Origin of the sequence: Solwaraspora sp. WMMD1047 (genome assembly GCF_029626155.1) — a bacterium.
Classification (GTDB): domain Bacteria; phylum Actinomycetota; class Actinomycetes; order Mycobacteriales; family Micromonosporaceae; genus WMMD1047.
The window spans coordinates 2,744,842-2,769,650 of sequence record NZ_JARUBL010000001.1; the positions used below are offsets into that span (position 1 = coordinate 2,744,842).

Genomic DNA, 24,809 nt, shown 5'->3' on the forward strand with positions numbered 1-24,809 from the left:
CCGTACCGGGTTCAGTCGCGTAGCGGGATCGTCCAGCACAGTTCGGTGCCGTGCGGCTGGACCGGGCGTACCTCGAACTCGCCGCCGTGCTGCGCGGCCCGTTCCCGAAGGTTCACCAGGCCGCCCCGGGCGGCGGCCGGGTCGGTGCCCACCCCGTCGTCGGTGACGGTCAGGGTCAGCCTGGCGCCGGCGACCCGGACCGCCACCGCGACCCGGCTGGCCCGGGCGTGCCGGACGGCGTTGGCGAGCGCCTCGCGCAGCACCGCCAGCAGGTCGGGGCGGACCGCGTCGGGTACCGCGCTGTCCACCGGGCCGGCGAGCTCCAGCACCGGCCGGAACCCCAGCAGCTCGGCCGCGACCGCCACGGCCTCCCGGATCTCGGTACGCAACGCCGCACTCATCGGCGTCCGCAGCTCGAAGATGGTCCGCCGGATGTCGCGGATGGTGGCGTCCAGGTCGTCCACCGCGGTGTTGATCCGCTGGGTCAGCTCCGGCCGGCCGGTCAGCGGGATGGCGCTCTGCAGGTGCAGCCCGGTGGCGAAGAGCCGCTGGATCACCACGTCGTGCAGGTCCCGGGCGATCCGCTCCCGGTCCTCCAGCACCACCAGCAGCTCGCGTTCCTCCTGGCCCCGGGCCCGTTCCATGGCCAGCGCCGCCTGGGCGGCGAAGCTGGCCAGCAGCGGCACGTCGTCCTCGGTCGGGCCGGTGCGACCCGGCCGGTGCCCGACCACCAGCACCCCGTGCAGGGTGTCGCCGGCGGCCAGCGGGGACACCAGGGCCGGGCCGGCGCTCACCGGGACCGGCCACGGGGCGGCCTTGGCCAGGCTCTCGACCATGGTGTGCCGGCGGTCGGTCACCGAGGTGGCGAAGGTGGTCTCCCCGGCCGGCAGCACGCTGCCGACCAGGGCCTGGTCGGCGCCCTCGACGACCTCGACGGTGAACAGGCCGGCCTCCTCGTCGTAGAGCAGCACCAGGGTCAGCTCGGCGTCGGAGACCTCCCGGGCCCGGCGGGCGACCAGCCGGAGCGCGTCGGTGCGGCGGACCTCGCCGAGCAGGACCGAGGTGATCTCGGCGGCGGCGGCCAGCCAGCGCTGCCGGCCGTGCGCCAGCTCGTACAGGCGGGCGTTCTCGATCGCCACGCCCGCCGCGGCGGCCAGCGCCACCACGATCTGCTCGTCGTCCTCGGTGAACTCCCGGGCGCCCTGCTTCTCGGCCAGATAGAGGTTGCCGAAGACGTTGTCCCGGATCCGGATCGGCACCCCGAGGAAGCTGTGCATCGGCGGGTGGTTCGGCGGGAACCCGTAGGACTGGGGGTGATCGGTGATCTCCGGCATCCGGACCGGCCGGGGGTCGGCGATCAGCAACCCGAGCACGCCGCGCCCGTGCGGCAGGTCGCCGATCGCGGCGTGCACCTCGGGGCTGACGCCGTGGGTGATGAACTCGGTGAGCAGCCGGTCCGGCCCGATCACCCCGAGCGCGCCGTAGCGGGCGCCGACCAGCTCGCAGGCGGCCTCGACGATCCGCCGCAGCGTGCTGCTCAGGTCCAGGTCGGTGCCGATGCCGACGACGGCGTCCAGCAGGGCACGCAGCCGTTCCCGGCTGGTCACCACCTCGCCGACCCGGTCCAGCATCTCCTGCAGCAGCTCGTCGAGGCGGACCCGGGACAGCGGGGTGATGCCGAGTGACGGCGTCTGGTGCTCGTCACCCGGCAGCGAGTCAGGGGCGGTCACCCGGCGATGCTAGCGCTCCCGGACGGCGGAGGTGTCGATGAGTTGGTCCGCCGGCAGGCGCGGGGTGTGCGGTGGTCCGGCGTGCGCCGGGTCCGCGATCCCCAACCGCAGCACCAGGTACGGGTAGCCGAGGTTGGCCAACGACCGGCGCAGCGCCTCCCGGGTGCTGATCACCTCCACCACCCCGCTCAGCGGCACCACCGAGACGCCCCGCTCGGTCGCGGTCAGCCAGGCCGCGGAGAGGGCCTCCCCGGCGCGTAGCCAGTTCTCCGGTTCGTCCTCGTCGCCGTAGAGCACCGCGTAGACCGCCGACCGGTCGTGTCCCGGGCCGATCGGCAGGGTGCCGGGCCGGCCGAAGTCGCGGCCCGGCACGGTCGTCTCGGCCGGCCGCTCCGGCAGCACCTCGGGGTTGATCCCGACGCCCTCGGCGGCCCGGCCGGTCCAGTAGCGCAGCTCCTCGATCACCTGCGGGTCCTCGGACTCGGCCTCCTGGGCCCGGCTGGCGGCGCTGGCCAGCGCCAGCACCTGTTCGTCGGCGAGCAGCTGGACCCGCGTTCCCTCCGCCTCGACGGCGGCGGTCAACGCGGCCAGCGCCTCGGCCGGCACCGGCTGGTCGCTGACCGGCCGCCGGTCGGTGTGCCGGACCCGCATGCACTGCACCAGCCGCATCGTCTCGGCCGGCGCCGGGGTCCGATCGCCGACGGTGATGGTGGCCAGCAGCTCCTCCTCGGCCGGGTCGGGGAACCGGTCGACCCGGGCCGGCCAGCCCTCGGCCGCCAGCGCCACCCGGGCGTGGTGCAGGGCCGTGCCGCAGCTCAGCGTGGACAGTCTGCCGTCGGGGTCGGTGGCCGGCAGCCGCCGGTCCGGCTCGGCCCGCAGGTCGAGCCGGTCCGGCAGGACCACCCACCGCCACGGCTGGGTGTTGTGCACGGAGGGGGCGAGCCCGGCGGTGCTGGCCGCCTGGGCCAGCGCGGTCGCCACCGTCGAGGTGGCGTCGGCGGTCACGGCTGCTCCGGTGCGGTCGGCCGGGTCGGCGTGCCGGGTGGCACCAGGGCCGGCCCGTCGTGGACCAGTTCACCGGGCGCCGGGTCGTCGTCGACCGGCGCCGGGTCGGCCAGCTCCCGGACCACCGCCACCGGGCATTCGGCGTGGTGCAGCAGTTGCTGGCTGACGGAGCCGAGCAGCAGTCCCCGGAAGCCGCCCCGGCCCCGGGAGCCGACCACCACCAGCTGGGCCGACCGGCTCGCCTCGATCAGGTCGGCGGCCGGTCCGGCGGTGCGGACCTCGGCGCGTACCTCGACGTCCGGATACTTGGCCCGCCAGCCGGCCAGCACCTCGTCGAGGGCGGCCTGCTCGGCGCGGGTGATCTCGGCCGGGTCGAGCACCGGGGGCACCCACGGGGTGGCCGGCGGGCTCCAGCCCCGGATCGCCAGCAGCGGCACCCCACGGTGCGCGGCCTGGCTGAACGCGAACTCCAGCGCCAGCAGCGAGCTGTCCGAGCCGTCCACGCCGACCACCACCGGGCCGGGTCGGGTGCCGGCCGCCGGGTCCACGGCGCGGACCACCACCACCGGGCAGTGCGCGTGCGCGCAGAGGGTGACGGTGGTGGAGCCGGCCAGCAGGCCGGTGAAGCCACCGAGGCCGCGGTTGCCGAGCACCATCAGGGCGGCCCGCTCGGACTGGTCGCGCAGCAGGACCGCCGCCGGACCGTCGAGCACCACCCCGTCGACCACCACTCCCGGGTGGCTGCCGGCCGCCTCGGCGACGGCGCCGTCGAGCATGGCCGCCACCTCGCGCCGGGCCGTCTCGTCCGGCCACGGACCCGGCCCGGGGCCGAGCCAGGAACCGGCCGGCATCCATTCGAACACGTACGCCAGCCGGACCGGATGTCCGGTGCGGGCGCCCTCGTCGAGCGCCCACCGGGTGGCGGTGCGGGCGCTGTCGGAGCCGTCGTAGCCGACCACTATCGGTCTGATCGTCATCGCTGCCTCCTCATTCCGATGCCGGCAGGGTGCGGGCCGGGTCGGCCGCGGCCCGCCGGCCGTCCGGCTGCCCGCCGCCGGCCGGCGCCGCGGTCCAGCGCCACTTCGCCACCCGGGGGGCGTCCTCGCCGTACCGGCGGGTGTGGTCGCGGCACTCCTGCCGGGCGTCGACCATCTCCTGCCGCAGGTGGGCGGCCCGCCCGCCGAGCCCGGGTACCCGGTCGATCACGTCGATCACCAGGTGGAACCGGTCCAGGTCGTTGAGCATCACCATGTCGAACGGCGTGGTGGTGGTGCCCTCCTCCTTGTACCCGCGTACGTGCAGGTTCTCGTGGTTGGTGCGCCGGTAGGTGAGCCGGTGGATCAGCCAGGGATAACCGTGGTACGCGAAGATCACCGGCTTGTTCCGGGTGAAGATGGTGTCGAACTGGCTGTCCGGCAGGCCGTGCGGGTGCTCGCTGTCCGGCTGCAGCCGCATCAGGTCCACCACGTTCACCACCCGCACCTTCAGCTCCGGCAGGTGCTGGCGGAGCAGGTCGGCGGCGGCCAGGGTCTCCAGCGTCGGCACGTCGCCGGCACAGGCGAGCACCACGTCCGGCTCCGCGCCGGCGTCGGTGCTGGCCCAGTCCCAGATCCCGAGCCCGCGCCGGCAGTGCATGATCGCCTCGTCCATCGACAGCCAGGTCGACCCCGGCGCCTTTCCGGCGACCACCACGTTGATGTAGTTGCGACTGCGCAGGCAGTGGTCCATCGTGGAGAGCAGCGTGTTCGCGTCCGGCGGCAGATAGACCCGGACCACCTCGGCCTTCTTGTTGACGACGTGGTCGATGAAGCCCGGGTCCTGGTGCGAGAAGCCGTTGTGGTCCTGCTGCCAGACGTGGCTGGAGAGCAGGTAGTTCAGCGAGGCCACCGGCCGCCGCCAGGGGATCTGCCGGGTGACCTTGAGCCACTTCGCGTGCTGGTTGAGCATCGAGTCGACGATGTGGATGAACGCCTCGTAGCTGGTGAACAGCCCGTGCCGGCCGGTCAGCAGGTAACCCTCCAGCCAACCCTGGCAGAGGTGCTCGGAGAGCACCTCCATTACCCGGCCGCTCGCGGCGAGGCTGACGTCGGTGGGCAGCCGGGCGCCGAGGAAGGTGCGGTCGGTGACCTCGAACGCGGCCTGCAACCGGTTGGAGGCGACCTCGTCGGGGCCGAAGAGGCGGAACCGGTCGGGGTTGGCCGCGATCACGTCGCGGATCCAGCCGCCGAGGGTGCCGGTCGCCCCGGCGATCGTCCCGCCCGGCTCCGACACCGGGACGGCGTAGTCGCGGAAGTCGGGCAGCACCAGATCGCGCAGCAGCATGCCGCCGTTGGCGTGCGGGTTGGCGCTCATCCGCCGGCTGCCGGTCGGCGGCAGCGCGGTCAGCTCGGCGGTCGGGGCGCCGGTCGCGTCGAAGAGCTCCTCCGGGCGGTAGCCGCGCAGCCAGCTCTCCAGCTCGGCCAGGTGTTCCGGGTTGTCGCGTACCCCGGCGAGCGGGACCTGGTGGGCGCGGAAGGTGCCCTCGACCTGCTGTCCGTCCACCACCGCCGGACCGGTCCACCCCTTGGGGGTACGCAGCACCAGCATCGGCCAGCGCGGCCGGGTCGCCTCGCCGGCCGACCGGGCCCGGCGCTGGATCTCGGCGATCTCGTCCAGCATCCGGTCCAGGGTGGCGGCGAGCTGCTGGTGCACGGTGGCCGGGTCGTCCCCCTCCACCAGGTACGGCTGGTAGCCGTAGCCGCGCATCATCGACAGCAGGTCCTCGGCCGGAATCCGGTCCAGCACGGTCGGGTTGGCGATCTTGTACCCGTTGAGGTGCAGGATCGGCAGCACCGCGCCGTCGCGGGCCGGGTTGAGGAAGACGTTCGACAGCCAGCTCGCCGCGAGCGGTCCGGTCTCCGCCTCACCGTCGCCGATCACACAGGCGACCAGCAGGTCCGGGTTGTCGAACGCGGCGCCGTACGCGTGCATCAGCGAGTAACCCAGCTCGCCGCCCTCGTGGATCGAGCCGGGTACCTCCGGCGCGACGTGGCTGGGGATGCCGCCGGGGAAGGAGAACTGGCGGAACAGCCGGGCCATCCCCGACTCGTCCCGACTGACCGACGGGTACAGCTCGCTGTAGCTGCCTTCCAGCCAGGTGTTGGCGACCAGCGCCGGGCCGCCGTGGCCGGGTCCGGTGACGAAGATGGCGTCCAGGTCGCGGGCGGTGATGCAGCGGTTGAGGTGCGCGTAGAGCAGGTTGAGTCCGGGGCTGGTGCCCCAGTGCCCGAGCAGTCGGGGCTTGATGTCCTCGGCGCGCAGCGGCTCCCGCAGCAGCGGGTTGGACAGCAGATAGATCTGCCCGACGGTGAGATAGTTGGCCGCCCGCCAGTAGGCGTCCAGGCGGCGGAGCTCTTCGTCGGTGAGCGGGCCGGGTACGTCCAGCACGGTTTCCATCCAGCTGAGCCTCTCGTGGTCGAGTCGATCGTCCAGGTCGATTCCAGCCTGCGGCAGGCGACCGCGCAACCGGCAGGGCCGATGGACCCTGGACCACCGGGCCGGCCGGACCCGCGCGTGCGGCCGGACGGCTCAGCGGGTTTCGACCCGCAGGACCGCCAGGGTCGCGTTGTCCCGGCCGCCGGCCGCCAGGGTGTCCGCGAGCAGTCCGTGCACGATCTTGATCGGGTCGGCGTCGCTGCCGAGCCGGCTGGCCAGCAGGGCGTACCCGATCTCGTCGGTGACCCCGTCGGTGCAGAGGCAGTAGACGTCGCCGGGTAGCAACGACACGTTGAGCAGGTCGGGCTCGGGGGAGTCGGGGTGCCCCACGTACCGGGTGAGCCGGTAGCGGGCGGCGTTCGCCGCCGGCGAACCCGCGGGGTACCAGCCGTGCAGGGTGCCGAGCCACGCCTCGGTGTGGTCGACGGTGAGCAGTTCCAGCCGGCGGTCCCGGAGCCGGTAGGCCCGGGAGTCGCCGATCTGGACGATCCAGCCGGGTCGGGGGCGGGGCGGGCCGGCGATCACCGACGGTGTCCAGAGCGCCGTCGGCGCGTTCCAGGTCGGACTCCCCGGCGACCAGCCGGCCGGCCCGGCCGGGCCGGTGACCAGGGCGGTCAGGGTGCATCCGGTGAGTTCGCCGAGCTGGGCGCCGGCCGCGTTCACCTGGGACTGCGCCGCGGCGACCGCGGACCGTAACTGGTCCGGTCCGACCGTGGCGCCCAGTGCCCGAACCGCGGCGACGAAGGTGGTCATCGCGGTGGAGCCGGCGAGCGCGCTGCCCTCGCCGCCGCCCAGCCCGTCGGCGACCGCGAGGAACGGCGTCGCCCGGTCGACGTGTAGCACGTCGAAGTTGGCCGGGTAGCGGTGCCCGATCCGGGTGCCCCCGGCCACCGAGATGCGGTAGCCGAGTTGGTCGAAGGTGCGGGCGACATCGCCCTCGGCCGGCCGCCGGTCGGGGCCCGTCGTGAGGCTCCGGTGCATGGCCGGGACGCTAGCAGGGCAAATGACCGTACGTTTCCGATTCCGTGCAATTGGACTATGTCGGTCGGTGGACGGGTCACCGCGGCGGCGTGCGGCGGTGCCCGGCCGGTCGGCCTGACACGATGCGGGGGTGAACCTGCGCGAGACGCTGAGCCGGCACCGACTGCTCGCCGTGGTACGCGGCGACGACCCGGACGCCGCGCTGCGGAGCATCCTGACCCTGGCCGAGGCCGGGATCACCCTGATCGAGGTCTCGCTGACCGCCCGGGACGCCATCGGCGTACTGGTCCGGGCCAGGGCCGAACTCGGGCCGGACGCGCCGCTGGGCGCCGGCACGGTGCTGACCGAGGCCGACGTGGTCCAGGTCGAGCAGGCCGGCGTCTCGTTCGTGGTGCTGCCCGGGTTGGCGCCGGCGGTGGCCGAGTGCGTCCGGCTGGGACTGCCGGCCCTGGTCGGCGCGCTGACCCCGACCGAGGTGGTCACCGCGAGCCTGGCCGGCGCGTCGGCCGTGAAACTCTTTCCGGCCTCGCTCGGCGGGGTCGGCTACCTGCGTACCCTGCGGGAGCCCTTCCCCGACGTGCCGTTCGTGCCGTTCGGTGGTATCGACGTGGGCCTTGCCGCCGAGTACCTGGCGGCGGGGGCGCTGGCGGTCGGGGTCGGGGGTCCGCTGCTGGGCGACGCCCCACGCGGCGGTGACCTGGCCGCGCTGCGGACCCGGGCGGCGGCGTTCCGCGCCGCGGTCGCCTGACGGCTCATCCGGGCCGGGCGGTCATCCCGGCGCGCAGGGCAGACCGTTCAGGGTGAACGACCGGGGAGCGCTGTTGGCGCCGGTCCAGCTGCCGAGAAGCCGAGGCCGACCGAGCCGCCGGCGGGATCATGCTGCCCCAGGGCGCGTGGTGGACGGTGACGTCCGGCCCGATCTGGAGGAAGCTGCCGTACCAGAGCTGGGTGACTTGCTGGCCGTCGGGGAACGACCAGCGCAACGTCCACGCGGTGACCGGGGTGGCGCCGGCGCTCATGACCACCCCATCGAGCGATGTCCACCGATGTTATGGCGGCCTGATCCGGGGCGTCAATCGACCGCCCGCATCTTCCCTTCCACCGGACGCCCGAAACCTCGGCGGAATGGGCGCCTTCTCACGTCGCGCCGGCTCGCCCGGGCGGCGCCGGTGCTGCACACTGACGCCCGTGGACGGGCGAGTTGAGGACCGCGGCGGATCGGCCGCAACGACCGCCGGCGCGGATGACGCCCGGCGACCGGCGACCACCGGCGGTGGGGTCCGGGCGCCGTCGTCGGCCGCCGCCGGGGTCCGGTCGGCCGTGGTCGTCAACCCGGTGAAGGTCGACCCGGACGAGCTGCGGGAGACGGTGAACGGCGCGCTCGCCGCCGCCGGCTGGCCGGAACCTCTCTGGTACGAGACCACCGTCGACGACCCCGGCCGGGGCCAGGCGCTGCGGGCGGTCGAGGAGGGCGTGGACGTGCTCTTCGTCTGCGGCGGCGACGGCACCGTGATGTCCTGCATGAGCGCGCTCGTCGGAACCGAGGTGGCGATGGCCGTGCTGCCCGGCGGCACCGGCAACCTGCTGGCCGCCAACCTCGGCCTCTCCACCGACCTGGCCGCCGGGATCGAGGTGGCGATCGAGCGGGGTCGCCGGCTGCTCGACGTCGGCGAGGTCGACGGCCGCTACTTCGCGGTGATGGCCGGGATGGGCTTCGACGCGAAGATGCTGGAGGCCACCTCGGAGACCACCAAGGCGCGGATCGGCTGGCCGGCGTACATTGTCGGGGCCGCCCGGCACCTGCGGGACCGGCCGATGCGGGTGACCATCCGGCTCGACGACCAGCCGCCGATGCGACGGCGGGCGCGGACCGTCCTGATCGCCAACGTCGGGCGCCTGCAGGGCGGGGTCAAGCTGCTCACCGAGGCCGAGCCCGACGACGGCCGTCTGGACGTCGCGGTGCTGACGCCCCGCAACCTGCGGCACTGGCTCTCGCTGGGCTGGGCGGTGGTCCGCCGCCGCGACCGGGTGCCCGGGATGGAGGTGTTCCGGGCCCGCCGGGTGCAGATCGTCAGCAACCGGCCGCAGCCGCGGGAGTTGGACGGCGACCTGATCGAACCGGGCCGGGCGCTGCGGGCCGAGATCCGGCCGGGTGCGCTCTGGCTCTGCGTGCCGCGCCCCGAGCAGGCACCGGATCTGGCCGAGGACGCCGACGCCGTGGCCCGACGGGGGGAACGCCTGATCGACGAGGCCGCCGGTGAGTAGTACCCGGCTGGTCCCCGAGACCCGGTTGATGGCCGACGAGGAACTGTCGGCCGACGACGCCTGGCACGCCCTGCGCCGGTACGGCGGCTGGCACCTGCTGCGGGACGCGTTCGTCCGGTTCCGGTACGGCGACGGCTTCAGCCACGCCCGGGCGCTGGCGTTGCAGCTCTGCCTGGCGGTGGTGCCGTTCCTGATCGCCCTCACCGGGCTGATCAGCGACCTGGGCGTCGAGGACGGCGGGCTGGTGGTCGCCGACACGGTGATCGCACTGACCCCCGGTGCCAGCGACGCGATGGTCAAGGAACTGCTGGTCGAGGAGGGCCGCACCGAGGAGGCGGGCGAGGTCGCGCAGGTACTCGGTCTGATTACCGGTCTGGTCGCGCTGACCACCACCATGGCGCAGGTCGAGCGGGGCGCCAACCGGATCTACGGGGTGGAGCGGGACCGCCCGGCACTGTGGAAGTACCTGCGCGCGGCGGCGCTGGCGCTCGGCGCCGGGGTGCCCGCGCTCGCCGGGTTCCTGATCCTGGTCGGCGGCGGGCCGATGGGCGACTCCCTACAGCGGCACTACGGGTGGGGACGGGTCGCCGGCCTCGGCTGGGACGTGCTGCGCTGGCCGGTGAGCCTGGTGCTCACCGTCTCCGCCGTCGCGCTGCTGTTCCGGCACGCCCCGCGCCGCAAGCAGCCCGGCATCTCCTGGCTCTTCTTCGGCGCCGGCATCTCGATCGTGTTGTGGTGGGTGGCCAGCCTGCTGCTCGCCGGGTACGTCCAGCTCAGCGAGGGCTTCGGCCAGACCTACGGGGCACTCACCGGGGTGATGGCGCTGCTGCTGTGGGCCAACCTCACCGGAATCGCCCTCTTCGGCGGGCTCTCCTTCGCCGCGCAGCTGGAGGCGCTGCGGCTGGGGGTGCCCGAGCCGGCCCAGCCCGACCGCTGGGAACCGAACCTGGACCGCACCGACACCCTCGACCTGGACCTGGAGACGATCGACCGGATGATTCCGAGCCAGCGTGCCGGCGACCCGGAACGCGCCGCTCAGGAGTGAGCCGGCGGGTCCCGGTCGGCGGCTGCGAGGCCGGCGAGCAGCGTCAACATCGCGGCCACTGCGGGCGCCCGCGACCGCGCGGTGGCGGACACGGCGTACACCCGGCGGGCCGGCAGCACCGGGCTGGTCGGGCGCAGCACCAGGTCGTGCCGGATGGCCGGTCGGGCCAGGGTCGGCACCAGCATCACGCCCGCCCCGGCCGCGACGAGGGCCTGCTTGCCGTGCCAGTCGTCGCAGGTGAACCCGATCCGCGGTGGCCCGCCGAGGGCGTCGGCCAGCGGCGGGATCGGCCCGAGACAGTCCGGATGGGCACCCTCGATCCACACCTCGTCCGGCAACTCCCGCAGCCGGACCCGCGCCTGTCGGGCCAGCCGGTGCCCGGCCGGGAGCGCCAGCTGCAACTCCTCGTCCAGTAACGGCACCAGATCGAGACCGTCCAGCGGCACCCAGTCCAGACCGGACCGATCGACGGCGTACTTGGCGGCGTGCCGGTCGGCGTACAGGTCCCACTCGGTGACCAGGGCGAGGTCGACCATGCCGTCCCGCACCGCCGCCAGCGGGCGGGCCGGGTCACGCTGCACCAGACTGAGCGTCACCCCGGGGTGTGCCGCGCTGAACCGCCGGATCGCCTCCGGCACGAGGAAGGTGTTGGCGCTCGGGAACGCGCAGAGCCGCAACTCACCGGAGGTCAACTCGGCGTACGCGGCCAGTCGGGACTCCATCGTCAGCAGCCGGTCCAGCACGTCCCGGGCCAGCCGGGCGGCCTCCGCGCCAGCGGCCGTGCTGCGTACCCCGCGCGGCAGCCGGCGGAACAACGGCACCCCGAAGCGGCGTTCCAGGGCGGCGATCTGGCGGGAGACAGCCGGCTGGGTCATCGCCAGCGCCTCGGCGGCGGCGGAGAACGATCCGCGCCGGTCCACCTCGACCAGGACCCGCAGCGGCCACGTCTCAAGCATGCCTCCAGCGTATGGCAGAGCCAACGAATCGGCATTTGTGCTTATGTCAGCGGCGATCGATGCTGGATCGGTCGCCGCGGTCACCGCGGTCGCCGCGACTGGCCGGTGGCGAGCGCCGCATCGTCCGACACGACAGCAACGGGGGAGTCAGCATGACCAGTCAGCGGGGCGTGGTCGACGCCGATCCGGGCAACCATGACCAGGCGCGGGCCTGGAACGGTCCGGAGGGCGCCCACTGGGCGGCCCGACCGGAGACCGGCCCGGCCGGTTTCGCCGGCTCGGCCGATCCGACCGGAGAGGGCGACGAGATCACCCGGCGGCTGCTCGCGGCCGCCGGGATCGGCGACCGGGACGTGGTGCTCGACATCGGCTGCGGCACCGGCGAGACCACCCGGCTCGCCGCGTACCGGGCCGCGCGCGGTCGGGTGGTCGGGATCGACCTGTCCGCACCGATGCTGGACCAGGCCCGGCGGCTCACCGCCGCGGCGGGTCTGACCAACGTCAGCTACCTGGCCGGCGACGCCCAGATCCATCCGCTGCCGGCGGCCACCTTCGACCTCGCCATCAGCCGGTTCGGCACGATGTTCTTCGCCGATCCGGTCGCGGCGTTCGGCAACATCGGTCGGGCCCTGCGGCCCGGCGGCCGGCTGCTGTTCCTGTGCCCCCGGGAGATGGCCCGCAACGACTGGTACGTGGTGCCGATGACCGCGCTCACCCCGCCACCGCTGCCGGAGTCCGGCATGTTCGCCCTGGCCGACCCGGACCACGTCCGCGACCTGCTGGCCCGGGCCGGGCTGGCCCAGGTCACCCTGACGCCGGTCGACGACCCGATGGACTTCGGCCCCGAGCTGGCCGCCGCCACCAGCTTCTTCCTCGGCAGCGGCCCGGTCCGGGCCCTGCTGGAGAATCCCGCCGGACCTACCCCGCACCAGGCCGAGGAGCGGCTCACCGCCGCACTGCGCCGCTACGCGGGACCCGGGGGAGTCCGGATCCCGGCAGCGACCTGGCTGGTCAGCGCGGTGCGGCCGGAGTCGGCGGGGCGCCGGTGACCCGGATCGTGGTGCTCGGTGGGTACGGCGCGGTCGGTCGGGCCGTCGCCCGCACCCTGGCGCCGACGCTGCCGGGCCGGATCGTCGTCGCCGGCCGGGACCCGCGCCGGGCCGACGCGTTCGTGGCCCAGCACCCGGACGCGTTGGTGGCACGCCGGGTGGACGCGCGCGACCCCGGGGACGTGGCGGCCGTGCTCACCGGCGCCCGGGTGCTGGTGATGTGCCTGGAGTCGGGGAACGAACAGGTGGCACGGCGCTGTCTGGAGCGGGGCGTGCACTACGTGGACGTGAGCGCGTCGCTCGGGGTGCTGTCGGCCATCGGTCGGCTGGACCCGCTGGCCGTCCGGAACGGGGTCACCGCCGCGCTCAGCGTCGGACTCGCCCCCGGGCTGACCAACCTGCTCGCCCGGCACGTCACGGACCGGCTCGCGGATGCCGAGGCGGTGGACCTCACGGTGCTGATCGGTACCGGCGAGCGGCACGGGCCGGGGGCGGTGGACTGGCTGCTCGACAACCTCGCGGCGTCCGTCCCGGAGGCTGGGGGACCGGGTCCGCTGCGGGTCGGACTGCCCGGTTACGGCCGGCGCACGACGCACCCGTTCCCGTTCTCGGATCAGTACACGCTGCGACGGACTCTCGGCGTACCCGTGACGACCCGGCTCTGCTTCGACTCGGCCGCGCTGACCGCGGCGGTCTTCGCGCTGCGGCGCGGGCCGGCCCTGCGGCTGCTGCGCCGCCCGGGGGTGGCCGGTGCGGTCAGCGCCGCGATGGCCCGGCTCCGGCTCGGCTCGGACGGCTTCGCCGTGCGGGCCACCGCCCGGGCCGCCGACGGCCGGCTCGCGGCGTACGCGTTGACCGGTCGGGGCGAGGCCCGGGTGACCGGGGTGGTTGCCGCGCTGGTGGCGCGGCACCTGCACGGTGGCGGCGCGCCGGCCGGGGTCCGACACCTCGACCAGTTCCTCGATCCGGCCGCCTTCTTCGCGCAGCTCGGCGAATACGGCGTCGGGCAGCACGAGCTGCCGGCCGGGACCGACCACCGCCGGAACCCGATGTCCGGCTCCGGTTAGCTTTCTCGACGTCGCTGGTGTAGCCCGGTTTCGGATCGGGTACCGGGCACGCCAGGCGTCGGCGGAAACCACGTCGACAACGGACCCGAAGGGGGCGTCCGGGTGGGCGCGGTCAAGGATGTGCTGCGGCGGCCGTTCGGCCATTTCGCTGAACGGAGCCTGCTCGGCCTGGCCCTGGTCGCCGGTGCCGGCGTCGGCTTCGGCCTGCTCATGCTGCTGGTACGGGCCCAATGGGGACCGTTGTACGACGCCGACCACGGGACGGCGGTCTGGTTCAACGACCTGGTCGCACCCCACGGTCCGCTGGTGACGGTGCTGCGGGCGATCACCGACCTGGGCGGGCGCAGCATCCTGATCTGGCTGGTCACCGTGGCGGTGGTCGGCCTGCTGATCCGGCGTCAGGGCCGGCTCGCCGCGTACCTGATCGTCACCGGCGCCGGGGCGCTGCTGCTGGATCCGTCGCTGAAGGCGATCGTCGGCCGGTTGCGGCCGGTGGTGGACGTGTCGCTGGCGCACTACGCCGGGGACAGCTTCCCGAGCGGCCACGCACTCGGCTCCACGGTCGCCTACGGCGCCGTGCTGCTGGTGTTCCTGCCGGCGATGCGGCCGCGCTGGCGCGGCCCGGCGATCGGTCTGGTGGTCGGGCTGGTGTTCGCGGTCGGGCTGACCCGGATCGCGCTCGGCGTCCACTTCGTCTCCGACGTGATCGGCGGTTGGCTGCTCGGGCTGGTCTGGCTCGGGGTGACCGGCTACGCCTTCCGGCTCTGGCGCCGGGAACGCGGCCGTCCGGAGTCCTCGCTGCGCGAGGGGCTGGAGCCGGAGGCGCGCCAGGACCTGCGGCTGGCCCCCGACGAGGAGCACCTGCTGCCGCATCCCAGGGCCGCCGTGGCCGAACTGCTCACCGGCTGGGTGCTCGTCTTCGGTGCCCTGTACGGGTTCGGGATGCTGGTCAGCTACCACGTCGAGGGCAGCTTCGTGGACACCCTGGACACCGTGGTACCGCAGTGGTTCAACGAGCGGCGCACCGACGGCTGGAACGAGGTGAGCTGGTGGGCCAGCAAGGCCGGCGACACCCACGCCATCCTGATGATCAGCATGGTCTTCTGCCCGCTGGTGCTGGCGATCTGGCGCCGCTGGCGTCCGGTGCTCTTCGTCGCCCTGACCATGTTCGGCGAGCTGAGCCTCTTCCTGGCCTCCGCCGCCGCCGTCGACCGCCCCCGGCCGGACGTGCCCAACCTGGACGGCCCGATGCCCACCTCGTCGTTCCCGTCCGGGCACATCGCGGCCACCACGTGCCTGTGGGTCGCGATCGCCGTCGTGGTGATGCCCCGCTCCGACCGCTGGTGGCGCTGGCTCTCCGTGGTCGCGGCGGTGGTCATGCCGACCGTGGTGGCGCTGTCCCGGATCTACCGGGGAATGCACCACCCGAGCGACTTCGCCGGGGCGATCCTGCTGACCGCCGCCTGGATCGGTCTGCTCTACTGGGTGGTGCGACCGAACGCCGACGTGTACGAGGGCAACCAGCCCAGCATCGAGTCCGAGGACGTCGACACCCTCGACGACGAGCTGGTCCGGGCCACCGGCGAACCGGCCCCGGATGCCGGTGAACCGGTCCGGGTCACCGGCGAGCCGGTCGGTGGGCGCGGCTGACCCTCTTCGGGCGGGCGGACGGAGACCACCGTGCTGCGGGTGATGACCTACAACATCTTGAACGGTGGGGTCGACCGCCGAGCCGGGTCGGAAACCGACCGGCTGGACCTGCTGGCACGGGTGATTCGCGACCAGCAACCTGATCTCCTCGCCCTGCAGGAGCTGCGTGACTTCCACCGGGACGGCCGCCTCGCCCGGTTCGCCGAGCGGGTCGGCATGCGCGGTCGGCTGGCCCGCTCGTGGCTGGGGCAGCCGGTGGCGGTGCTGGTCCGCCCGTCGGCCCGGGTGATCTCCGCCCGCCCGGTCCGCCGGCCGTTCCACCATGCGGCCCTGCGGCTGGTGGTCGGGACGGATCGTGGGCCGCTCACCGTGGTCGGCACGCATCTGCGGCCGTACTCCGGCGGCTGGCGCCGGTGGGAGGCCGGCTGGCTGGCCGCGGCCGGCGGTCCGGCCGGTCGACTCGCGTTGCTGCTCGGCGACCTGAACTCGCTGGCCCCGGCCGCTGGCGACGGCCCGGTCCCAGCTGCCGGGGAGACGCCGGCGGCGGCCCGTGATCAGGCCGAGCGGGTACACCGGCTGGCGCCGGCGTACCGGACCCGGCACCTGCGCGCGGACGGGGTGACCGTGGACACCCGGGCGATCGCCACCCTGTACGACGCCGGGTTCGTCGATCTGTTCCGGCGGGCCGGTGACGGGGGAGCGGGGCTGACGGTGCCGACCCGGCTGGGCGGGGCCGAGTTCTCCGCCGGCCTGCGGGTCGACTACATCCTGGGTACGCCGGCCGTCGCCGAGCGCACCCGCAGTTGCCAGGTGGTTCGCGACGGCGGAGCCGACCGCGCCTCGGACCACTACCCGCTGGTCGCCGAGCTGGACCTGTCGCTCTGACCGACCACCGAACGGGCCAGCCGGTCCACCCGCCGCAGGGCCTCGGGGAGCCGGTGCTGGCCGGCCATCCGGCCGACCAGGGCGGCGGCGTCGTCGTCGGGCAGCCCGGCGGCGGTGACGTGCAGCGGGCGGTCGGACCCGCCGCGGCGTACCTCGATCGCGTGGGTGGCGCTGCGGAACGCGGTCTTGGCCACCCCGATGACCGGGACGCCGGTCTCGGCGTGCAGGTGGGCGCCGAGGCCGGGCCGGCCGTCGGGGGAGAGGTCCACGTAGCCGTCGACGACGAGCAGGTCGACCGGCGCGGCGAGTCGGAGCACGGCCCGGATGGCCGGCAGTTCCCGGGTGAAGAACGCCCCCGGCCGGTACGGCTCGACCCGGTCCAGCCACGCGACGTGCTCGGCGAGCACGTCGGCGAACCGGTCGTCCGGGCTGATCAGCAGCGCCGCCCGCGCCCCTCCGTCGGGCGGGTAGTGCACGTCGACCGCGCCGAGGCGGCGCCAAGCCTGTTCGCTCACGGTCGTCAGTGTCCCCGCTGCGGCGCGGCCGGACCGGCCCGGGGCGAGCTGGCGGTTCCGGGGGGCTGGGGTCGCCCGGGATGGTCAGCGCAGCACGATGTTTACCAGTACCGTCAGCGCGATCGAGGCGATGATCGAGAACGCGATCATCAGCAGGCAGCCGAGCCCGCCGCCGAGTGGTCGGATCTCCACGCCACCGAACCGCATCCGGACCAGCCCTCTCCGTCGTTCGTTCGTCGCCGGGCAGCCTCCCTGCCCGCGGTTGCTCGATACCCCGGTGGCGGCCGACGAATCGCGGCACCCGTCGCCCGGTCGACGCGGCCCGGGTTCGCAAATATAGTGATGTCCTTGACTATCCGCCGGTTAGAGGGGTAGCGTGAGGGGTCTTAACCGGTTAAGAAACGACCGGTGAAAGCATCCTTGTGGTGGGGATGACGGCACCCGCGGCGGCCCGGCTCCAGCCCGGCCGCCCGGGCGCCGGCCCACAGTTCCTTTCGTTCAGGGCCAACTTAACCGGTTGCGTGAAGTGCGGTAGACGCCTACCCTGATCGATGCGCCGCGGGAAGCCGGTCGGTAACTGTCGGGCTGCAGTTGCCGAAACCCTCACGTCTCTCCCCGTCCTGGGGGCTCTTCCTGAGGTAGGTCATGAGAACACGAATTTCCATCGCCCTCGCGGCACTGTTCGCCCTCCTGCTGTCCGGCCTGGTCTTCGTACAGCCGGCACACGCGGCGGTCGGACTGCGGATCAGCGACGGCCGGATCGTCGAGGCGAACGGCAGTCCATTCATCATGCGCGGGGTCAGCCACGCCCACACCTGGTACCCGTCCCAGACGAATTCGTTCCGGGACATCAAGTCGCTCGGCGCCAACACCGTCCGAGTGGTGCTCAGCAGCGGTCACCGCTGGACCCAGAACAGCGCGAGCGACGTGGCGAACGTCGTCTCGCTCTGCAAGCAGAACCGGTTGATCTGCGTCCTGGAGGTGCACGACACCACCGGGTACGGCGAGGAGGGCGCGGCGGCGACGCTGGCCCAGGCGGTCGACTACTGGATCAGCATCCGCAGCGCCATCGCCGGCCAGGAGAACTACATCGTCCTCAACATCGGCAACGAACCGTTCGGCAACAACGAGACCGTCAGCGCCACCTGGCCCACCGCGACCTCGAACGCGATCACCCGGCTCCGCAACGCCGGCTTCGAACACCTGATCATGGTCGACGCGCCGATGTGGGGGCAGGACTGGCGCTTCATCATGCGCGACAACGCCCAGTCGGTCTTCAACAGCGACCCGGCCCGCAACACCGTCTTCTCCATCCACATGTACGGCGTCTTCGACACCGCCGCCGAGATCACCGACTACCTGGGCCGGTTCCGCGGCGCGAACCTGCCCATCGTGGTCGGCGAGTTCGGCCACAACCACTCCGACGGCAACCCGGACGAGGACACCATCATGTCCTACACCCAGGCCAACGGGATCGGCTACATCGGCTGGTCCTGGAGCGGCAACAGCGGTGGGGTGGAGTACCTGGACATGGTCAGCAACTTCAACGTCAACAGCATCACCTCGTGGGGGACCCGGATCTTCAACGGTGCCAACGGCATCCGGCAGACCGCCCGCGAGGCGACCATCTACGGCGCCGGCCCGACCACCCCGCCGCCCCCGACCACGACACCGCCGCCCACCACCACGCCGCCGCCCACCACGACACCGCCGCCCACCACCACGCCGCCGCCGACCACCACGCCGCCGCCCGGGACCCGGTCCTGCAGCGCCACCTACTCGGTCACCGGGCATTGGCAGGGCGGCTTCCAGGGCGAGGTGCGGGTGACCGCCGGCAGCCAGGCGATCAGCGGCTGGCGGGTCACCTGGACGTTCGGCAACGGCCAGCGGGTGAACCAGGCCTGGAACGCCTCCGTCAGCAGCAGCGGCAACAGCGTCACCGCGACAAACGTCGGCTACAACGGCAACCTGGGCGCCGGCGCGAGCACCACGTTCGGCTTCATCGGCTCCTGGACGGGGACCAACAGTGCACCGTCGCTGAGCTGCACCGCCAGCTGACCGACCGACACCGACCCGGCGGGAGAAATCCGACCGGACCCTGGATCCCACCGCCGGTGGCCGGGCACGAAATTCGTGCCCGGCCACCGGCCTTTTCGAAAGCTCCCGACCGGGCGACTCGACAGAAGCGAATTCCTGTCGCAATATCCCGACCCATTCGCGAATCCTGGGGCCTTTCACGTTTGTCGGTGCGCGGCATAGGCGGAGTGCTGGGTAGGTTCAGGAATCTATCCGACAGGTCCGGGCGGGACGGATCCCGTTCGCGGTCCTTCCGTTCCCGTATTCGGAGTCCTACAGTGAGCGACGCGAGCGGTCGAGCGTTGTCGAGATTTCGGAGGAATTGATCAGTCGAATCGGTTTCCGGTCGATCAACCGGTAAAGCGAATCGGTGATCCGATCCCTCGAAATTCACAAACGTTCGGGCGGATCAGGACCGAGAAAGGACCACAATGAACACTCGAAGAACACCGGCCGGGGTCGCCGTACTGATGCTGGTGGCCACGCTGATCGCGGCGGCAGCCCTGACCGTGACAGCCGGTCCGGCCAGCGCGGCGAAGCCGGCCCGCAACCCGGACAGCTCGGTGACCAGCGACGGGTCCCGGGTACTCGTCGCCACCCGGGCCGACGTGCGGGGACAGTCCGGCTCCACGGGTACCGGGATTCCGGTGAACGCGACCCAGACCGCCCCGAGCGGACCGTCGGACACCGCCGCCGGCATCGGCATCGAATCGATCTTCGGCCCGGACGACCGGATCCGGATCTCGCCGGCCACCTCGTTCCCGGCCCGCGCGGTCGTCCAGATCACCCGCAACGGCGCCGCGCACTGCACCGGTTGGCTGTACGGCCCGGACATCGTCGCGACGGCCGGCCACTGCGTGCACAGCGGCGGCAGTGGCGGCGCCTGGTACACCGGGCAACTCACCATCTGGCCTGGTCGGGACGGCGCCTCCGCCCCGTACGGCTCGTGTACCGCCCGGCGGCTCTACTCGGTGACCGGGTGGACCGTCAGCGGCCTGGAGGATCACGACTACGGCGCGATCAAGCTGAACTGCACGGTCGGCAACAGCACCGGCTGGTTCGGCTACTGGTGGCAGTCGGCGAGCCTGGCCGGCACCAGCACGTTGATCAACGGCTACCCCGGTGACAAACCGTTCGGCCAGCACTGGCGGGGCGACAGCGTCGCCCGCACCGTCGCGGTCAGCCAGACGAACCAGATCTTCTACAGCAACGACACCATTGGCGGGATGAGCGGCAGCCCCATCTACCAGTACCGGGGGGCAGGCAGCGCGTTCTGCGCGGGCTACTGCTCGATGGGCATCCACGCGTACGGCTTCCCGCACCTGCTCTTCCCGCACAACACCTACAACCACGGGACCCGGATCACCGAGGCCCGGTTCAACAACATGCAGGCCTGGCGCGCCGCGCCCTGACCGACGGGGGATCGGCCTGGGTCGGGCCCGGACCGGCCCGACCCAGGCCATCGGTTACCGCCAGGTTTCAGACCGGCCAGGTGCCGGGTACGGGAGGCCACCGGCCAATCGTGGGAGGTCCCCGATGACGCAGACCGCCGCCGACCGCTTTCCGACCCGGCACGTGCCGGCCCCCGCCGTCCGGGACATGCCGGAGCCGCCCCGATCCGCAGGGCGGATCATCGGGCCCGGCATCATCGCCGCCGGCGTCGGCCTGGCCTCCGGCGAGTTCATCCTCTACCCCTACATCGCCTCCCAGGTGGGCCTCATCTTCCTCTGGGCGGCGGCCGTCGGCATCGTCACCCAGTGGTTCCTCAACATGGAGATCGAGCGGTACACCCTCGCCACCGGCGAAACCGCGCTCACCGGCTTCTCGCGGTTCTGGCGGCACTGGGGACTGGTCTTCGCGATCATGGTGTACTTCGCCAACCTCTGGCCCGGCTGGGCGTCCAGCTCGGCAACCATGATCACCTACCTGTTCGGTGGCGACGCGACCTGGATCGCCGTCGGCATCCTGCTGCTGATCGGGGTGATCCTCACCCTGGCCCCGGTCGTCTACACCGCCCTGGAGCGGATCGAGTTCGCCAAGGTCGCCCTGGTCATCCTCTTCATAGCGGTCGCCGTCGCGTTCGCCATCTCCGCCGAGACCTGGGGTGAGCTGCCCCGGGCGGTGACCGCGCCGGAGTTCCCGATGGAACTGGGCTTCGCCCTGATGCTCTCGGCGCTGGTGTTCGCCGGCGCCGGCGGCGGCCAGAACCTGGTGCAGTCCAACTGGATCCGGGACAAGGGCTTCGGCATGGGCCGGTACGTGCCCCGGCTGGTCAGCCCGGTCACCGGCCGGGAGGAGGCCGCCCCGGACACGACCGGCTTCGTCTTCGAGCCGACCGAGGAGAACCTGGCCCGCTGGCGGCGCTGGTGGAAGGTCGCCAACCAGGAGCAGCTCGCCACCTTCGTCCTGGTCTCCTTCACGACGATTGTGCTGATGTCGATGCTCGCGTACTCCACCGTCTACGGCGTGCCGGGGCTGGCCAACAGCGTGGACTTCCTGGAGGTCGAGGGAAACCGGCTCAAGGAGCTGGTCGGTCCGTGGTTCGGCACCCTGTTCTGGGTGATCGGGGCGCTGTCGCTGTTCGCCGCCGCGGTGGGCATCGTCGACTACACCAGCCGGCTGGCCGCCGACGTGCTGAAGACGTCGTACCTGCGCCGGGCATCGGAGAGCAAGATCTACTTCGCGCTGGTGTGGGGCCTGGTGGTGATCGGCTGCCTGATCCTGCTGGCCGGCTTCAGCCAGCCGCTGCCACTGCTGGTGATCTCGGCCTGCGTCGGCGGCCTGATGATGTTCATCTACGCGATCCTTCTGCTGGTGGTCAACCGGCGGGTGCTGCCCGCCCCGATCCGCCCCCGCTCCTACCGGGTCGCGGCGCTGATCTGGGCGGTGCTGCTGTTCGGCGTCTTCTCCGTGCTGACCATCTGGCAGCAGGGTGAGACCCTGCTGGAGTGGCTGCGCTGACCCGGCGGCAGCGGGGGCCGGGCAGGCCCCGGCAGAGGCCGGTCCCGGCAACGGCAGGGGGCCGGCAGCGAACGGCAGGCCCGGCGGTTGAGCGGCGGCATGCCCATCGTCAGTGGGTGTGCCGGCGGCGACGCACGGCTAACCGTTCCGCCTGCAGCCGGATCCGCTCCGGGTCGAATCCGGCCGGAGCTGGTGCGCCGCGCACCAGGGCGTCGACGAGCGGGGCGTACCGCTGCGCGAGCCTGGCCCGGGCCGGACCGTGCCGGACGTCGCCCCTGATGCGCACCGGCCACCATCCCGATGGCGGAGAGCCAGTGGCCGGCGTAGCCGCGGCCGACGTGCCGGTGGTCGGTGGATCGGCGGTTGGCGTACCGGTGGCTGGCGTGTCGTTGGTCGGCCGGGCGCCGACGATCCCCCGGATCCGGGCCAGCGCGTCGTTCAGCACCCGGTCGGCGGGGTAGTCGCCGTCCCACTCCAGCAGCACCCCAGGCGGTCGGGCCAGTGCGCGGAGCCGGCCGAGCAGCCGGTAGATCTCCTCCGACGGTGCCCGGGTGTGCGTGTCGTGCCAGATCCCGTCCCGGCTGTATCCGCCCGCGACGTGCACGTAAGCCAACGCGTCGAGCGGCAGCCGGGCCAGCGTGGCGAGCGGGTCGACGCCCTGGTTCACCCCGTTGGTGTGCAGGTTCGCCACGTCGACGAGCAGCCGCACCCCGGTCCGCTCGACGAGTGCGGTCAGGAACTCGCCGTCGGTCAGCTCATCGCCGGGCCAGCCGAAGAGGGCGGCCACGTTCTCCAGCGCCAACGGCACCGGCAGCGCGGCCTGCGCGAGCCGTACATTGTCGACCAGGACGTCGAGGCTGTCCCGGGTCCGGGGGACGGGCAGCAGGTGCCCGGCCTCGACCCGCCCGGCGCGGACCATCGCGACGTGCTCACTCACCAGCGGCGCCCCGAGCGCCCGGGCGCACTCGGCGAGATGAGCCAGCCGCCGCCGGTCGGGCGGCTCCGCGCCGCCCAGCCCGAGACCGACCCCGTGCGGAATCACCGTCACCCCGCGCTCGCGCAGCAGGCGCAGCGACGCCGGCAGCCGGCGGGGCCGCAGGTTCTCGGCGATCACCTCGACGAAGTCCACCCCCGGGAGCCGCTCGACGGTCAGGTCGATCTCGGGCCGCCAGCCGATGCCCACGCCGAGCATCACCTCACCCCCCGCATCCGCAGCCGCCGCCCCCGCACCCGCCGCACCCGCCGCCGCAGCCGCCCCCTGATCCGGTCTCGTTCTCCGCTTCGGCCAGGGCCTCAGCGACGGCCGGGTCGCCGAGCGCGACCAGCCCGCAGAGCCCGACCGCCACCCCGACCGAAGCGGCCGCGGCCGGCGTCCGGGTGCGGCGCAGCTCGCCCGCCCAGCGGTGCAGCTCGCCGTCGACCACCGGCGGCAGCCGGTCACCGGGCAAGGTCCGGTCGTTCCAGCTTCTGGGCACACCGATCGCGGCCACCGCCCGCAACCCGGCCTGGAAGCTGCGGATACCCACGGCGGCGGTCACCGCGCTGACCGCCAGCCCCACCGCCACGCCCGCGCCGCCCGTCGCCGGCGGCCCCGCGAGCAGAAACATCACCACGGGTACGACCACAGCCGCGATGGAGATGCCCAGGTGGACCGCCAATTGCGTGTACGCCGGGGTCAACGTCTCGCGGGGAACCAGCAGCATCCGGCTCACCAGGCGCCGCCGCAGTCCGGTGACGGCGGACGCGCCGACCGTCCGCTTACGCAGTTCGCGCGCCGGCCTCCCGTGCGACGAGCCGGCCAGCGCGTCGTACACGGTCCGCTCCACCGGATCGACCGGCGCCGCCGCCCCCTCGACGACGCTGAGCTGGCCGGCCCGCGACACCCGCACCCTCCCGGCACTGTGCAGCACCGCGAAGGCGGTGTCGACGGCGTGCCCGGCCCCGCCGCGCAGATAGGCCAGCTCGTACGGACCCAGGTCGGCAAGTGTCCGGGCCGCACCCTCCCGGGTCCACCGGGTGGTCCCGGTCTCGGGCAACCAGCCGGTACCGGTGACGGCGGCCCGGGTAAGCGCCACCAACCCCACGAAGACGACGGCGACGAACAGGTACGCCACCGCGCCCAGCTCCAGTCCGCCGATCACCGGTCACCCCTCTCGCCCGGTCCGATTCGGACACCGCCACACCTCCAGATGTAGCACCGCCCGCCAACCGGCCTGCCGGCCTCAGGGCAACCAGGGATCAGCTCGCCACTGCGGTCGCTAGCCGGGGAGACAGTTCAGCGCCGACCGGCGGAACTCGTCGACCATGCTGTTGTCCTCGACGGGGCGGGTCAACATCACGGCCTGGCACGGCGGTAGGTCGTCGATCGGGATCGAGGTCAGGTCGGGGCGGATCAGGCCGCTCCGGTCGCTGCGCGGATGCATGATCACGGCCTTGCCGCACGCGACCACCTCGAACTTGTCCTGCACGGTGTGCACGGCCGGGCCCACCGGGCGCCGGCCGCCGTCCGGACGCTCCGGCCACCAGAAGGCCCGCCACTGCGCCGACGCGCCGGGCATCGGGAACTCCACGAACGGTTCGTCGGCGAAGTCGGCAAGGGTGACGGACGTGCGCCCGGCCAGCCGGTGCGTGGTGGGAACCACGAGCACCCGGGGGTCCTCGTACAGGACCGTGACGCGGTAGCCCTCCATCGGGAACACGAACGGCTGCCAGGCGATCACCACGTCGACCCGGTGCTCCGCGAGGCACCGGGTGTCCTCCCACGTCAGGTAGCGGGTGTGGATCTCCGCCTCGGGGTGGCGCTCGCGCAGGTCGCGCACCGCCGGTGTGATCGGCAGGCCGGGCATGTAGCCGATGGTGATCGTTCCCGATGTCGCGGCGGCCCGGACGTTCGTGACGGCGTGGCGGGCGGCCCCGAGCAGTTCGTTCGCCTGCACGAGGAAGGCGCGGCCGGCCGGCGTGAGTTGGCTGCCGTGTGCGGTGCGGTCGAACAGCCGGACACCGAGCTGCTCCTCGAGCCGCTGGATCTGACGACTCAGCGACGGTTGCGCGACGCGCAGCTCGGCGGCGGCCCGGCCGATGTGCTGATGAGCGGCCACGACCGTGAAGTACCGCACCAGTCGGAGGTCGAGGTCCGCCATGCACGCATGG

21 protein-coding genes are annotated in these 24,809 nt (G+C 73.0%); 10 read left to right on the top strand and 11 right to left on the bottom strand.

The window, feature by feature from the left end; genetic code table 11:
• Window positions 1-11: 11 nt before the first annotated feature.
• The 5 genes from O7627_RS12625 to O7627_RS12645 form a co-directional block, all read right to left on the bottom strand.
• A complete protein-coding gene (locus O7627_RS12625; RefSeq protein WP_278098261.1) occupies window positions 12-1,631 on the bottom strand; it encodes a GAF domain-containing sensor histidine kinase in 1,620 nt (539 codons plus the stop codon).
• Window positions 1,632-1,739: 108 nt separating this feature from the next.
• On the bottom strand, window positions 1,740-2,735 hold the full coding sequence (locus O7627_RS12630) for a nitroreductase (RefSeq protein WP_278093691.1): 996 nt from the start codon (window positions 2,733-2,735) through the stop codon (window positions 1,740-1,742).
• Window positions 2,732-3,712: a universal stress protein gene (locus O7627_RS12635; protein WP_278093692.1), complete on the bottom strand. Its 981-nt coding sequence runs from the start codon at window positions 3,710-3,712 to the stop codon at window positions 2,732-2,734. The genes O7627_RS12630 and O7627_RS12635 overlap by 4 nt, the downstream gene beginning before the upstream one ends.
• Window positions 3,713-3,722: 10 nt before the next feature.
• Window positions 3,723-6,170: a phosphoketolase family protein gene (locus O7627_RS12640; RefSeq protein WP_278093693.1), complete on the bottom strand. Its 2,448-nt coding sequence runs from the start codon at window positions 6,168-6,170 to the stop codon at window positions 3,723-3,725.
• A 132-nt stretch (window positions 6,171-6,302) separates the two neighbouring features.
• On the bottom strand, window positions 6,303-7,190 hold the full coding sequence (locus tag O7627_RS12645; protein WP_278093694.1) for a serine/threonine-protein phosphatase: 888 nt from the start codon (window positions 7,188-7,190) through the stop codon (window positions 6,303-6,305).
• A 130-nt stretch (window positions 7,191-7,320) separates the two neighbouring features.
• Between O7627_RS12645 and O7627_RS12650 the strand changes: the two genes are divergently transcribed.
• Entirely contained in the window at window positions 7,321-7,938 is a 618-nt protein-coding gene (locus O7627_RS12650; protein ID WP_278093695.1) for a bifunctional 4-hydroxy-2-oxoglutarate aldolase/2-dehydro-3-deoxy-phosphogluconate aldolase, read from the top strand.
• A 4-nt stretch (window positions 7,939-7,942) separates the two neighbouring features.
• On the opposite strand, the gene O7627_RS12655 is transcribed toward O7627_RS12650, so the two are convergent.
• Window positions 7,943-8,209, bottom strand: coding sequence for a cellulose binding domain-containing protein (locus O7627_RS12655; protein ID WP_278093696.1), 267 nt, complete (start codon window positions 8,207-8,209; stop codon window positions 7,943-7,945).
• A gap of 301 nt (window positions 8,210-8,510) precedes the next feature.
• Between O7627_RS12655 and O7627_RS12660 the strand changes: the two genes are divergently transcribed.
• Both O7627_RS12660 and O7627_RS12665 read left to right on the top strand, forming a co-directional pair.
• Window positions 8,511-9,455, top strand: a complete 945-nt coding sequence (locus O7627_RS12660; protein WP_278098262.1) for a diacylglycerol kinase family protein — start codon at window positions 8,511-8,513, stop codon at window positions 9,453-9,455.
• On the top strand, window positions 9,448-10,500 hold the full coding sequence (locus tag O7627_RS12665; protein WP_278093697.1) for a YihY/virulence factor BrkB family protein: 1,053 nt from the start codon (window positions 9,448-9,450) through the stop codon (window positions 10,498-10,500). Before O7627_RS12660 ends, O7627_RS12665 begins: the two co-directional genes overlap by 8 nt.
• On the opposite strand, the gene O7627_RS12670 is transcribed toward O7627_RS12665, so the two are convergent.
• Entirely contained in the window at window positions 10,491-11,456 is a 966-nt protein-coding gene (locus O7627_RS12670; RefSeq protein ID WP_278093698.1) for a LysR family transcriptional regulator, read from the bottom strand. The two genes, O7627_RS12665 and O7627_RS12670, sit on opposite strands and share 10 nt — an antisense overlap.
• 152 nt (window positions 11,457-11,608) lie before the next feature.
• Here O7627_RS12670 and O7627_RS12675 point away from each other — a divergent pair, with 152 nt between their 5' ends.
• From O7627_RS12675 to O7627_RS12690, 4 genes are all read left to right on the top strand, one after another.
• Window positions 11,609-12,505, top strand: coding sequence for a class I SAM-dependent methyltransferase (locus O7627_RS12675; protein ID WP_278093699.1), 897 nt, complete (start codon window positions 11,609-11,611; stop codon window positions 12,503-12,505).
• A complete protein-coding gene (locus O7627_RS12680; protein ID WP_278093700.1) occupies window positions 12,502-13,572 on the top strand; it encodes a saccharopine dehydrogenase NADP-binding domain-containing protein in 1,071 nt (356 codons plus the stop codon). The genes O7627_RS12675 and O7627_RS12680 overlap by 4 nt, the downstream gene beginning before the upstream one ends.
• A gap of 102 nt (window positions 13,573-13,674) precedes the next feature.
• Window positions 13,675-15,222, top strand: a complete 1,548-nt coding sequence (locus O7627_RS12685; RefSeq protein ID WP_278093701.1) for a phosphatase PAP2 family protein — start codon at window positions 13,675-13,677, stop codon at window positions 15,220-15,222.
• A gap of 42 nt (window positions 15,223-15,264) precedes the next feature.
• Complete coding sequence (locus O7627_RS12690) at window positions 15,265-16,107, top strand: endonuclease/exonuclease/phosphatase family protein (RefSeq protein WP_278093702.1); 843 nt, start codon at window positions 15,265-15,267, stop codon at window positions 16,105-16,107.
• On the opposite strand, the gene O7627_RS12695 is transcribed toward O7627_RS12690, so the two are convergent.
• Window positions 16,071-16,622 (bottom strand): endonuclease V, encoded by a 552-nt coding sequence (locus O7627_RS12695; RefSeq protein ID WP_278093703.1) that lies wholly within the window; start codon window positions 16,620-16,622, stop codon window positions 16,071-16,073. The two genes, O7627_RS12690 and O7627_RS12695, sit on opposite strands and share 37 nt — an antisense overlap.
• Window positions 16,623-17,267: 645 nt before the next feature.
• On the opposite strand from O7627_RS12695, the gene O7627_RS12700 reads away from it, so the two are divergent.
• From O7627_RS12700 to O7627_RS12710, 3 genes are all read left to right on the top strand, one after another.
• Window positions 17,268-18,680: a cellulase family glycosylhydrolase gene (locus O7627_RS12700; protein ID WP_278093704.1), complete on the top strand. Its 1,413-nt coding sequence runs from the start codon at window positions 17,268-17,270 to the stop codon at window positions 18,678-18,680.
• A gap of 449 nt (window positions 18,681-19,129) precedes the next feature.
• Window positions 19,130-20,110: a trypsin-like serine protease gene (locus tag O7627_RS12705; RefSeq protein ID WP_278093705.1), complete on the top strand. Its 981-nt coding sequence runs from the start codon at window positions 19,130-19,132 to the stop codon at window positions 20,108-20,110.
• 124 nt (window positions 20,111-20,234) lie between these two features.
• Window positions 20,235-21,659, top strand: coding sequence for an Nramp family divalent metal transporter (locus O7627_RS12710; protein WP_278093706.1), 1,425 nt, complete (start codon window positions 20,235-20,237; stop codon window positions 21,657-21,659).
• 109 nt (window positions 21,660-21,768) lie between these two features.
• On the opposite strand, the gene O7627_RS12715 is transcribed toward O7627_RS12710, so the two are convergent.
• From O7627_RS12715 to O7627_RS12725, 3 genes are all read right to left on the bottom strand, one after another.
• Window positions 21,769-22,851 carry a DUF692 domain-containing protein gene (locus tag O7627_RS12715; protein WP_278093707.1) on the bottom strand — a complete coding sequence of 361 codons (1,083 nt, stop codon included), beginning with the start codon at window positions 22,849-22,851 and terminating at the stop codon, window positions 21,769-21,771.
• Between the two features lie 4 nt (window positions 22,852-22,855).
• Window positions 22,856-23,800, bottom strand: a complete 945-nt coding sequence (locus tag O7627_RS12720; protein ID WP_278093708.1) for a TIGR04222 domain-containing membrane protein — start codon at window positions 23,798-23,800, stop codon at window positions 22,856-22,858.
• Window positions 23,801-23,917: 117 nt separating this feature from the next.
• Window positions 23,918-24,799 carry a LysR family transcriptional regulator gene (locus tag O7627_RS12725; RefSeq protein WP_278093709.1) on the bottom strand — a complete coding sequence of 294 codons (882 nt, stop codon included), beginning with the start codon at window positions 24,797-24,799 and terminating at the stop codon, window positions 23,918-23,920.
• Between the last annotated feature and the right edge of the window lie 10 nt (window positions 24,800-24,809).